The sequence below is a fragment of the Enterococcus canintestini genome (assembly GCF_001885735.1).
GTDB lineage: Bacteria > Bacillota > Bacilli > Lactobacillales > Enterococcaceae > Enterococcus_C > Enterococcus_C canintestini.
Genome location: NZ_JXKG01000013.1, coordinates 15635 through 28267, shown reverse-complemented (window position 1 = coordinate 28267; position 12633 = coordinate 15635). Strand labels below are relative to the sequence as shown.

At 37.0% G+C, this 12633-nt stretch carries 11 protein-coding genes; 9 read left to right on the top strand and 2 right to left on the bottom strand.

All coding sequences use genetic code 11. The features are described 5' to 3' along the window. The first annotated feature begins 69 nt into the window (after positions 1-69). From RU96_RS08465 to RU96_RS08455, 3 genes are all read left to right on the top strand, one after another. Positions 70-945: a YitT family protein gene (locus RU96_RS08465; RefSeq protein WP_071865101.1), complete on the top strand. Its 876-nt coding sequence runs from the start codon at positions 70-72 to the stop codon at positions 943-945. 39 nt (positions 946-984) lie between these two features. Further along, complete coding sequence (locus tag RU96_RS08460; protein ID WP_071865100.1) at positions 985-2874, top strand: acyltransferase family protein; 1890 nt, start codon at positions 985-987, stop codon at positions 2872-2874. Between the two features lie 285 nt (positions 2875-3159). Next, positions 3160-5526: a phosphoketolase family protein gene (locus tag RU96_RS08455; protein ID WP_071865099.1), complete on the top strand. Its 2367-nt coding sequence runs from the start codon at positions 3160-3162 to the stop codon at positions 5524-5526. An 88-nt stretch (positions 5527-5614) separates the two neighbouring features. Here RU96_RS08455 and RU96_RS08450 read toward each other — a convergent pair whose 3' ends face one another. After that, entirely contained in the window at positions 5615-6448 is an 834-nt protein-coding gene (locus RU96_RS08450) for an NAD(P)H-hydrate dehydratase (RefSeq protein ID WP_071865150.1), read from the bottom strand. Between the two features lie 191 nt (positions 6449-6639). On the opposite strand from RU96_RS08450, the gene pepV reads away from it, so the two are divergent. Together pepV and RU96_RS08440 are read left to right on the top strand one after the other, a co-directional pair. After that, positions 6640-8064 carry a dipeptidase PepV gene (pepV, locus tag RU96_RS08445; protein ID WP_071865098.1) on the top strand — a complete coding sequence of 475 codons (1425 nt, stop codon included), beginning with the start codon at positions 6640-6642 and terminating at the stop codon, positions 8062-8064. A 159-nt stretch (positions 8065-8223) separates the two neighbouring features. Next, entirely contained in the window at positions 8224-9303 is a 1080-nt protein-coding gene (locus RU96_RS08440) for a YncE family protein (protein WP_071865097.1), read from the top strand. 135 nt (positions 9304-9438) lie between these two features. Here the strand turns inward: RU96_RS08440 and RU96_RS08435 are convergent, their stop codons facing one another. After that, on the bottom strand, positions 9439-9783 hold the full coding sequence (locus tag RU96_RS08435) for a PepSY domain-containing protein (protein ID WP_071865096.1): 345 nt from the start codon (positions 9781-9783) through the stop codon (positions 9439-9441). Positions 9784-9992: 209 nt separating this feature from the next. Here RU96_RS08435 and pepA point away from each other — a divergent pair, with 209 nt between their 5' ends. From pepA to ytpR, 4 genes are all read left to right on the top strand, one after another. Continuing rightward, positions 9993-11072 (top strand): glutamyl aminopeptidase, encoded by a 1080-nt coding sequence (pepA, locus tag RU96_RS08430; RefSeq protein ID WP_071865095.1) that lies wholly within the window; start codon positions 9993-9995, stop codon positions 11070-11072. Between the two features lie 42 nt (positions 11073-11114). After that, a complete protein-coding gene (locus RU96_RS08425) occupies positions 11115-11426 on the top strand; it encodes a thioredoxin family protein (protein ID WP_071865094.1) in 312 nt (103 codons plus the stop codon). Between the two features lie 23 nt (positions 11427-11449). Then, positions 11450-11917: a universal stress protein gene (locus RU96_RS08420; RefSeq protein WP_071865093.1), complete on the top strand. Its 468-nt coding sequence runs from the start codon at positions 11450-11452 to the stop codon at positions 11915-11917. Between the two features lie 89 nt (positions 11918-12006). Further along, positions 12007-12615 carry a YtpR family tRNA-binding protein gene (gene ytpR, locus RU96_RS08415; protein WP_071865092.1) on the top strand — a complete coding sequence of 203 codons (609 nt, stop codon included), beginning with the start codon at positions 12007-12009 and terminating at the stop codon, positions 12613-12615. Positions 12616-12633: the final 18 nt, after the last annotated feature.

Below are 12633 nucleotides of genomic sequence, written 5' to 3'. Positions count from 1 at the left end.
GTTGAATTACTGCGATGGGCTTTGATTTGGCTTGCCTCTTAGTTATAGGCATAAGGAGCTTTTTTTATCATGAAAAATATTGCGCAAAAAGTCACTATTTCAGACTATTTGCAAAAGTTTTCGTTTTCTGTTGTTTACGCAATTTTAGCCTCAATTGCAGTAAACTTTTTCTATCAACCAGGAAAGATTTATTCTAGTGGAATTACCGGCGTGGCACAAATTATTACCACACTTTCAACAGAGTGGTTCGGGTTTAATCTTCCGGTTTCGGCCAATTTATTAATTTTAAATCTGCCTTTGTTTTTAGTCGGATGGTTTAAAGTTGGGCATAAGTTTACGATTTTCACCGGTATCACCGTTGTTTTAGCTTCTTTATTTATGCAGATTATGCCAGAAGAAGTCTTAACAACAGATCCAATTGTTTGTGCCATTTTTGGTGGGGCTGTGATGGGCGCAGGAATTGGTTATGCATTAAGAAGTGGCTTGTCTTCAGGTGGTTTGGATTTTGTTAGTATTGCAATCCAAAAAAAGACGGGAAAGACAGTCGGCTCGATTTCGATTATTTTTAATATTATGATTATGTTCGCTGCCGGGTTACTGTTTGGCTGGCAGTATGCGTTATATAGTGCCATTGCCATCTTTGTAAGTGGCAAAGTAACCGATGCAGTTTTTACAAAACAAAAGAAAATGCAGGTAACCATTATTACGCGTCATCCTGATGCGGTGATCCATCATATTCAAGATAAGATGCGTCGGGGAATTACGATTATAAATGAAGCAGAAGGTGCCTATAAACATGATAAACAGACAGTCTTGCTGACTGTTTGTACACGGTTTGAATTACCTTTGATGCGTCAGGCAATGAGAGAGTCAGATCCAAAAGCTTTTGTCAGTATCGCTGAAAATGTTCAAATTTTAGGACGCTTTTATGAAGAAGAATTGTAATAAAAATTTATAGAATCTAGTGGGAAAAGTGGCGAAGTCATGGAACAAAAAACAAAACGACGATATATTACTGGCCTAGATGGTGTCCGCACTCTGGCTGTTTTAGGCGTTATCTTTTATCACCTTTTACCAGATAAAGTTAAAGGAGGGTATTTAGGGGTAGCGATATTTTTTGCGATTTCCGGTTATTTAATTACGGATCACTTAAATCAAGAGTGGCAAGAAACGGGGAAAATTCGCTTGCTAACTTTTTATAAAAAAAGAATTAAACGCCTATGGCCTAATCTAGCTCTTGTCATGGTGCTTTCTACGGCCTATATTACTTTATTTCAGCGCAATCTTTTAAATAATTTGCGGGGCGTATTTTTTAGTAGCCTTTTATTTTTTAATAACTGGTGGCAGATTCAAAACGGGGCTTCTTATTTTGATCGTTTCAATAACGAGTCGCCTTTTACGCATATCTGGTATACAGCAGTTGAAGCGCAGAACTATTTAATTTGGCCGATTTTATTTATTATTTTGATGCTGCTATTGAAAAAAAGAGGCAAAATTTTTATCGCCGTCATGATTGGCGCACTAGCTTCTGCCATTTGGATGGCAATTTTATTTAAACCTGGCAGTGATCCAACTCGTGTTTATTATGGCACAGATACGCGGGTCTTTGGTATTTGGATGGGCAGCGCGCTAGCTTTTATTTGGCCGTCCAATCACTTAAAAGAAAGAATTCCTAAAGAAGCAAAACGACTATTAAATGGTGTGGGCTTAACTTCTTTATTCCTTTTAATTTTAAGTTTCTTTTTCTTAAGTGATCAAAATAGTTTTCTTTATTATGGTGGTTTCTTTTTAATTAGTATTCTGTGTGTCGTTTTACTGGCGGTGGTAGTTCATCCTGGTGCGAGCCTGAACAAATGGCTAACTAATCCGCTCTTTAAGTATATTGGTAGCCGCAGTTATTGGATTTATTTATATCAATATCCTGTCATGATTTTTTATGAAGCAAAAATCAAAAATTTAGCAGACAACGTTTTGTTACACACTGTGGTTGAAATATTTTTAATTATGTTACTAAGTGAATTATCTTATCAATTCTTTGAAAAACCATTGCGACACTTTGATTATTCTAAGACGTGGCAAGTAGTCAAAGGTTGGTTTAAAAAACCAATTCTTAGTTGGCAAAAACCAGCTTTTCTTCCAACAGTTGCAATCTTAGGTATCACGGTAGTCGGGCTTATTATTGCACCGGTCAATCATGTGGATGCCAATCAACAAAAAATGAAAGAACAAATTTTAGCCAATCGTAAAATTGCAGCAGAGTCTAAAAAGACAGCAAAAGAAAAAACCACTAACACAACGACAAGTACAACAGACGATAAAGCGGCTAATGCCAAAAAAGCGGAGCAACATTCAGAATTAGCCCAAAAGTATGGCGTGACCGACAGCCAAGTTAAAAAAGCTGATGCAGCTAAATTTACTTTCTTTGGTGATTCCGTCATGTTAGGGGCGGCAGCGGGATTAAATGAAATGTTTCCTAATTCTGTAGTAGATGCCGAAATCAACCGCCAAGTTTATGCCAGTGTTGATTTACTCCAAAAATTAAAAGACGATAAATTGTTACATGACACTGTGATTATCGGATTGGGGACCAATAGTCCATTTACGGATCAACAATTTGCCGATATTATGGCGATTATGGGCCAAGAGCGCAAAGTTTATTGGATTAACATGCGGGCCCCAACTGTGCGTACCCAAGGAACGGTAAATGCAGCCTTAACCAGTATGGCCAAAAAATATAAAAACTTAACGATTATTGATTGGTATGATTATAGTATTAATCATAATGAGTGGTTTTATGAAGATGGTACCCACATCAATCCCGATGGTTTAACTAACTATGTTAAATTAATGGTCGATAGCCTGATTAAGTCTTAAACTTTCACTAGTTTTATAAAAAGAAGAAAACTCCTTTTGCTACAAAACGAACCAGTTACCGAAACTGTCTGTCGTTTGTGCAAAAGGAGTTTTTTGGTTAGAAAATCACTTAAAGACGTTCAAATCATCAGATTTACTAGATTGTGTTACCATTAAACTATGAAAAACAGTTTTTTAATCTGAAGTAGGTTGTTGCATTTTAAAATTATGTGTAAAAACAATAGGTTTTATTTACCGGTTGTTTTAAAAAATAAGCGTTACGCTTAGTAAAAAAGGAGTAGGACAATGACAGTAGATTATAATTCAAAAGCCTATCTAGAAAAAGTTGATGCTTGGTGGCGTGCGGCTAATTATATTTCAGTAGCACAAATTTACTTAAAAGGAAATCCTTTATTAAGAAGAGAAATCCAACCTAAAGATGTTAAAGTGCGCCCAATTGGTCATTGGGGAACGATTGCTGGTCAAAACTTTATTTATGCCCATTTAAATCGTGTTATCAATAAATATGATTTGAATATGTTTTATATTGAAGGTCCTGGCCATGGTGGACAAGTAATGGTTTCAAATGCGTATATTGATGGTCATTATTCTGAAATTTACCCTGAAGTTACCCAAGATGAAGCAGGACTAGAAAGATTATGTAAAATTTTCTCATTTCCTGGTGGAATTGCTTCTCATGCAGCGCCAGAAACGCCAGGATCAATTCATGAAGGTGGCGAATTAGGTTATTCACTTTCCCATGCTACAGGAGCTATTTTAGATAATCCTGATGTGATTGCCGCAACTGTTGTTGGTGATGGTGAATCAGAAACAGGACCACTGGCAGCTTCATGGTTTTCAAATGTTTTTATTAATCCAGTCAATGACGGAGCTGTGTTGCCAATTTTACATTTAAATGGTGCCAAGATTGCCAATCCAACCATTTTAGCCCGTAAATCAGATGAAGATTTGCAGAAATACTTTGAAGGAATGGGCTGGGATCCAGTCTTTGTTGAAGGAGATGATCCAGCAATTTTACATGAACAAATGGCAACAGTTATGGATGAAACGATTGAAAAAATTAAAGCAATTCAAGCAAAAGCGCGCCAAGACAAAGCCGAAAATGCAACGATGCCCCATTGGCCGGTGATTATTTGCCGCACACCTAAAGGCTGGACAGGACCAAAAAAATGGGATGGCGAAGCAATTGAAGGTAGTTTTCGCGCCCATCAAGTACCAATTCCAATTGATGAACAACACATGGATCACGTTGATGCGTTAACGAACTGGTTAAAATCTTATCGTCCGGAAGAACTTTTTGATGATAAAGGGACAATTAAGGCAGAAATTCAAGCACTTGCACCAAAAGGCGCTAAACGTATGTCAGCCAACCCGATTACAAATGGTGGCATAGATCCAAAACCTTTAAAGATTACCGATTGGAAAAAGTATGCCGTAGATACGAAAAAACCTGGTGCCGTAATGGCGCAAGATATGATTGAGTTTGGTAAATTTGCTCGGGATATTATCACCGCTAATCCCCATAATTTTCGAATTTTTGGACCAGATGAAACAAAATCAAATCGTTTGAATGAAGTTTTTGATGTTACCAATCGTCAATGGTTAGAACCAGAAAATACAAAATATGATGAATGGTTAGCGCCAGTCGGCCGAGTAATTGATTCACAACTATCAGAACATCAAAGTGAAGGATTTTTAGAAGGTTATGTTTTAACCGGACGGCATGGTTTCTTTGCCTCTTATGAAGCGTTCTTGCGCGTGGTAGATTCTATGATTACCCAACACTTTAAATGGATGCGAAAAGCTAAAGAACAAGCGTGGCGGAAAAATTATCCATCTTTAAATTTGATTTCATCTTCGACTGCTTTTCAACAAGATCATAATGGTTATACGCACCAAGATCCTGGGGTGTTAACGCATTTGGCGGAGAAAAAACCAGAATTTATTCGGGAATATTTACCAGCTGATACTAATACCTTACTGGCAGTAATGGCAGAAACTTTGGCATCAGAAGAAAAGATTAATTTGATTGTTTCATCTAAACATCCTCGTCCACAATTTTATTCAGTGGCAGAGGCAGAAGTTTTAGTAAAAGATGGGTTGAAAATTATTGATTGGGCTTCAACTGATGGCAATAAAGAACCAGATATTGTTATTGCGGCAGCTGGCACTGAACCTAACTTAGAAGCCTTAGCAGCAATTACAATTTTGAATCAAGAATTTCCACAGTTGAAAATTCGCTTTATTAATGTCGTCGACTTATTAAAATTACGTCACCCAGATGTTGATCCAAGAGGACTAAGCGATGAAGAATTTGAAAATTATTTTACCAAAGATAAACCAATTGTTTTTTGTTTCCACGGTTATGAAGGTTTGATTCGTGATATTTTCTTTAATCGTACCAATCGCAATGTCCGCATCCATGGTTATCGCGAAAATGGTGATATCACTACACCGTTTGACATGCGGGTTTACTCTCAAATGGATCGTTTCCATGTAGCGCAAGATGTCGCACTGGCAGTTTATGGTGCACAAGGAGCTGAATTTAGTCAAAAAATGGAAGATAAACTTAATTTCCATCATGATTATATTCGTGAAAATGGCGTCGACATTCCAGAAGTTGAAAATTGGCAATGGCAAGAGTTGAAATAGTTTATTAAACAGTAACAGCCCCTTTTTCCTAACTGCAAATTAGAGCAGCAAAGGAGAAAAGGAGCTGTTTTTTTAGGTAAGAAAAAAGTTAATCTTTGTTACTAAAATACTGCATATAGTGAGGTAAAGCAGCACTGATAGTGGTTGGTAAAACCACATAATTATCTTCTGCCAAGAGATCGCCAATATAGCTGTGGAGATAAACGGCCGTACAGATTGCATCACTTTTATTTTGAAATTGCGCCAAAAAGCCAGTCACCATTCCGGCTAAAGTATCACCAGTACCACCGGTTGCCATAGCAGGATTACCTAAAGGACAATGATAGCACTCTTTTATAGTATAAATTTCGGTGCGATGACTTTTAACGATTACATTGGCCTGAAGCTTTTGTTGAAAAGTAGCATTAGTCTGCTCATTTTGTTGCTCTATTGGAATACCACTGAGGCGCTGCCATTCCATTTGATGCGGTGTAAAAACGGTGTGAGAAGGATGAGTTAGTGACAATGCTTCTTGGGCAAATAAACTAATCCCAGAGCCGTCAATAACTAGCCACTGATTTTTTGTTTGTAGCGATAAAACGATTTTTAATAATTTAAGACTGTGTTCATCCAATCCTAGTCCTGGTCCGATTAAAATGACAGTTGCACTTTCCAGCACTTGAAAAATAAGTTTTTCATCCTCCCAATCCACGACCATAACTTCTGGTAAACGAGCGTGCAAGGGGGCGTGGTTGTCTTTTTGAGTAATCACAGTGACTAAGCCCGCCCCACTTTTAACGCAAGCTTCAGCACTCATCATAATTGCTCCGCCATATTGCTTGTTGCCCCCAATTAAAACAGCACGACCAAATGTACCTTTATGGGAAATAGCTGGCCGTTTTTTGATGACGTTAGTTAAAATAGCTTCTGATAAAATTTCCATAGGCTCTCCTTTTTGTTCTTTAGTTTTATTATAACCAATCTTTTTTATTTCAACCAAAAATCAGTCAGCATCCTTTGTCAAAAAGTTGCTAAAAGTGGTATGATAGTTGAGAATAATGCAGTTTTATACATAGACTTAATATTTATGACAGATGTCTAATTAAGTTATGTAATTGTCAGGAGGAAATGTAGATGGATATTAATTGGCAAAAAGAAGTTGATGCTAGAAAAGACGATTTACTTAAAGATTTATTTGATTTATTACGCATTAACAGTGAACGAGATGACAGTAAAAAAACAGACGATGCACCTTTTGGACCAGGGCCAAAAGACGCTTTAAAACACATGCTGGCTTATGGTCAACGCGACGGCTTTACTGTAAAAAACGTCGACAATTATGCGGGGCATATCGAATTTGGTGAAGGAGATGAAACTTTAGGTATCTTCGGTCACATGGATGTAGTACCTGCTGGTGATGGTTGGGACACAGATCCCTATGAACCAGTCCTAAAAGATGGCAAAATTTTTGCTCGCGGTTCTTCAGATGATAAAGGTCCAAGTATGGCAGCATATTACGGCATGAAAATCGTCCGTGATTTAGGTTTACCATTAAGTAAAAAAGTACGCTTTGTCGTAGGTTCTGATGAAGAATCAGGGTGGGCCGACATGAACTATTACTTTGAAAAAGAAGAAAAACCTGATTTTGGCTTTTCACCAGATGCAGAATTTCCAATTATTAATGGTGAAAAAGGGAATATTACTTTAGGTGCTCATTTTCATGGTAACAACGAAGGCACTTATGTTTTGAAAAACTTTGCCGCGGGTCTTAGAGAAAATATGGTGCCAGGTGCAGCAACAGCAAAAATGTTAGTACCAGATGAAGAAGCTGCCTTAGCAATGGAAAAAGCTTTTTATGACTTTGTTGAACAAAATCCTGTTACTGGTACGATTACTGTTGAAGATGTGGAAGTTTCAATTGAATTAGTCGGTAAAAGTGCTCATGGTGCTAGTCCCCAATCTGGGATTAATGCCGGAACATTCTTAGCTCTATTTTTAGATCAATTTGAATTTGGTGGCGGCGCCAAACAATTCTTACATGTGGCAGCTACAATTATTCACGAAGATTTTTATGGTGAAAAATTAGGTGTAGCGTATGAAGATGAAAAAATGGGTAAATTGACAATGAACGCCGGACTGTTTGCTTTTAAAGAAAATGAAGAAGGCTTCCAAGCAGATAATTTTATTGCAATGAACTTCCGTTATCCAAAAGGTGTGACAGCAGAAGGACTAGAAATTTCTGTTGATGGTAAATTAGGCATGGAAGGTGCCTCTATTACCCACAATGAACGCAATATGTTACCTCATTACGTACCAGAAGATGATCCATTGGTAGCAACTTTACTAGCCGTTTATGAAGATCATACTGGCGAAAAAGGACATGAAAAAATCATCGGTGGTGGCACGTATGGCCGTCTATTAGAACGAGGTGTCGCTTATGGCGCTATGTTCCCAGGTTATGTTGATACTATGCACCAAGCCAATGAATTTATGACATTAGACGATTTATTGCGGGCGACAGCTATCTACGCTGATGCTATTTATCGTTTAGCGAAGTAAGAATTAACAACACTTAGTAAAAGTCTTATTAAAAAGTACCTGAACAGAAGTTTGATGTATTTGCTTATAGCTTACATTCAAAAGCATTTAAAACGTGCATATTCTTCTGCTTTAGGTGCTTTTCTTTTACATTTGATTCTTAATAAAAGGAGGGGTTAGATGAAAAAGAGTTGGATTATTTTAGGCAGTGTTTTATTCATTATTATGGTAGGAATTGGGTATAACGTTTATCAAAATGATAGTAAAAAAGCCAATGTTCTAAAAACAAAAGAGCAACAATTGACGATTTTAAAAGAATATCCTGAAGTTAAAGCGGCACTGCTTCCAGCAGATGATCCTAAAGCAGGGATGTACCCTATCCCAGGTCTTTTTGAAGGGGAAAGTATCGCGTTAAAAAACGGTGAAAAATCTTTATGTCACGATTTAACACCACAAGGGATTGCTATGAGTGCTGATAAAATTTATATAAGTGAGTATTGTCATTTGCATGAACATCATTCTGTGGTACAAGTAATCGATAAAAAGACGAAAAAATGGGAAAAAACAATTGTCGTACCAGGAGAGCCTCATTTAGGTGGGATAGTTTATCGCAAAGAAGCACAGCAGTTGTGGTTGGCAACTGAAACAAATAAAAAAGCAAGTTTATCTTTGTTATTAACAGATACATTGGCCGATTATGATTTAGCTGAAAAAAGCCAGCCAATCCGCTATGATATGACAATTCCAATCGGAGATATTCCGAAAGCCTCTCTTTTGGCTTATTTGGATCCCTTTTTAGTTGTCGGCTATTTTTCTAATAAAAAAGAAGGTAAATTAGCGATGTTTCCTTTTGATACTAAAGGGGATCTAGTTTCTGTTGTTACCCAAACGCAGTCACTTAATGACTTAGGGGCAGCAGATGATTTAAATTCTGAAGATACCACTCATATCTTGAAAAAAATTCAAGGAATTTCTTATTGGAAAAATTACATGTTTATGTCGCAATCTTTTGGTAATCGTGATAGCAAATTATATGTTTTTGATTTACAAGATACAAAAGGAGGCTTTAATCCTGAGTCAGCAAAACTTGTACTGGATTTCCCGCCTTATCTTGAGCAGATCAATACCGATGGAGATTCGTTATTTGCAATGTTTGAAAGTGGTGCCAAGGCGTATCGTCATCACACCAATAAGAATATCGAGTACGCTATCCAGTTAGATATTAAAACGTTATTAGGTAATTTAAAAATAAAAGAATAATTTTCATTGTTACTAATGACCACAAAGATAATAAAAGTCACTTGTGGATACGAAAAAAGACTGAAAGCTACAGTTAACGTGTAACTTTCAGTCTTTTGGTGTAGATAAAGAACTTAGTTTTTGTGTCAAATAAAATTAATTGATTTTAACCCGTTTGATGTCTAAAACAGTACCTGTTTTAGCGTCAGCCAAAAACTCATAGGTGACTAACTGATCGTCTTCTAAACGTGTAATGCCACCTTCATAGCCTTCAGAATGGACGGCAAATTTACGTAAAGGTTGTTTTTCAAAGTTAATCCAAGAGCCTTCAATTGGTCCTTCTTTTAAAAACTCATCTTTAACGATTTGTAAAACATCATCCGCTCGTAAATTTTTTTTGCGTTGTAGCCAAAAAGCAGAAGCCATCCCACTCACTAGACCAACGCCCATTCCTAGCGCCAGTCCGCCTTTAAAATATGAAATTTCATTTTCGTTGTTCATTAGGCGCCCTCCTATATTTTTCATCTAATCTCTGCTAGTAAGTTGCAGAGGATATCTTCTTTTTTATCCACTTTTATTCTATCACAAAGTAAAAAAATACATAGAAAAAACTACTTTTGGCGTGAATGAATTTGTCTGGGAATTTGTTATGCTATAATAGGCACGTAAAGATTTTTATGAAAGAAGGGTTAGCCTCCGGGCGCAAATAGATGGAAGAAAAAACATTTGCACGTATTAAAGAATTAACAGAACTACAAGGAACAAGTGGCTTTGAACATGAAGTCAGAGCGTATATGAAAGAAAAAATGACGCCACTTGTAGATGAAATGCAACAAGATGGTTTAGGTGGGATTTTTGGTATTCGTCATCATGAAGATGAAGATGCTCCCCGCGTAATGGTCGCAGCGCATATGGATGAAGTTGGTTTTATGCTAACAGAAATTACTCCGACTGGCTTATTTAAAGTTGTACCATTGGGTGGTTGGAATCCTTACGTAGTATCAGCACAACGTTTTACTTTGAAAACTTCAACAGGGCATAATTATCCTTGTATTTCAAGCTCTGTTCCACCACATTTATTAAGAGGAACGAGTGGTCAACAAAATGTTTCAGTTGAAAGTATTTTATTTGATGCTGGTTTTGCTTCAAAAGAAGAAGCACTAGAATATGGTGTTTTACCAGGAGACACTATCGTACCGCAAGTAGAAACAATTAAAACAGCTAATGGTAAAAATATTATTAGTAAAGCTTGGGATAATCGTTACGGTTGTACCTTAGTTTTAGAAGCATTAGAAGCTTTAGAAAATGAAAAATTAGGGCATACTTTAATTGCCGGTGCAAATGTGCAAGAAGAAGTTGGTTTACGTGGTTCAAAACCTTCTGTTTCAAAATTCAAACCGGATTTATTCTTTGCCGTTGATTGTTCTGCTGCCGATGATACCGTCACAAAAAATGGAACATTTGGTCATTTAGGCGAAGGTACTTTAATGCGTATTTATGATCCTGGTTTGATTATGTTGCCTCGCTTAAAAGAGTACTTGTTAGATACAGCCGCAACCCACAACATTCCATATCAATACTTTGTTTCAAAAGGTGGTACAGATGCAGGTGCAGCTCATACAACAAATGAAGGTGTGCCAAGTACCGTTATTGGTGTTTGTGGTCGCTATATTCATACTCATCAAACGATGTTTAGTATCGCTGATTTTGAAGCAGCACGGGAAATGTTAATCCAAACTTTAAAAGGTTTAGATAAAAGTACAGTGGAAACGATTATTGGTGGTAAATAGTCAGTAATTCCGAAAAAATGGCGTTAAAAAGAGGAGAGACCCATGATTATTCCTAAAAATTTAGAAGAATTAGCAACTTACGTAGATAAGGGGCAAAATGTCTTTTTCTTCACAGCTGATTGGTGTGGCGATTGTCGGTTTATTAAACCTGCATTACCAGAAATTGAAGCTGATTTTCCGCAGTATAAATTTATTGAAGTTGACCGAGATAAATATATTGATGTTGCAGCTAAGTGGAATATTTTTGGTATTCCTAGTCTAGTGGTCATAAAAGATGGCAAAGAACTAGGACGTTTGGTTAATAAAGATCGTAAAACAAAAGCGGAGATTGAAGATTTTTTGAACAGTTTATAAGCTTTGGAAAAGAGGAGATTGCAATGAGTAGACAGGTGTATCAAAACATTTTAGTCGGCATTGACGGTTCTGAACAAGCAACGCAAGCATTTCAAAAAGCAGTGGAAGTTGCTCGACGTAACGATGGTAAAGTTTATGTGGCAAATGTCATTCAACAAAATGTCCCCGTTTTAATGGGGTACAGTTCATTGAATCAAAATATTGTCGATCAAGAAACTGAGGCAGCCAAAGTGTTGATTGAAGAATGTAAGGACTATGGCAAATCAGTTGATTTTACGAATATTGAAGGTATTGTAGCTTATGGCTCTGCCAAAACTGCAATGGCGACACAATTACCAGAAAAGTATGATATTGATTTGGTGATGGTAGGACAATCAGGCTTAAATGCAGTCGAACGCTTTATGACCGGAAGTGTGGCAAGTTTTGTTATTCGCGAAGCTCCTTGTGATGTTTTAGTGGTAACTTATGAAGAAAAGAACGAAAAAGCATGACGATTCCTTGCTTTTTTGGTAAGATAGCTAGCGGAAGTTTTAAAACTTCCGCTACTAATTTTTAAAAGTGTTTTTAAGGAGGAAACGTTGTGATTTTTGCATACAACAAAGCCCATGTTGGCGATACTTTACTTGTAATGATGGCTGACGATCAGGGATTGGAACAAACGGTTGAACGAAAATTCAATATTGCGCAAATTAAAAATAGCGCAGGTACAATTGTCGGCTGGAACTTTTTCCACGTTTCTGAATTTCTAGAATTAACTGGCAATGGCGCCATTTCATTAACTGATGAACAAATCGATCTTTTAAATGAAAAATTAGCAATTTCAGGTTTTAATGAAAAATTACCTTATGATCATGAACCTCATTTTGTAGTTGGTTTTGTCAAAAGTTGTGTGCCACATCCAGACAGTGATCATTTATCAATCACTGAAACGGAAGTAGACAATGGTGAAGTTTTACAAATTGTTTGCGGCGCACCAAATATTCGGGAAGGTTTAAAAGTCGTTGTAGCAAAACCTGGTACAATGATGCCTGATGGAATGCTAATTTGGCCAGGCGTTTTACGTGGGGTTGAAAGTTATGGCATGATTTGTTCAGCTAAAGAATTAGAGTTACCCAATGCGCCACAGAAAAAAGGTATTTTAGAATTAAGCCAAGATGCAGTCGTTGGTAGTGAATTTAAACGCGCATAACTCTTTTGGTTTAGGGTA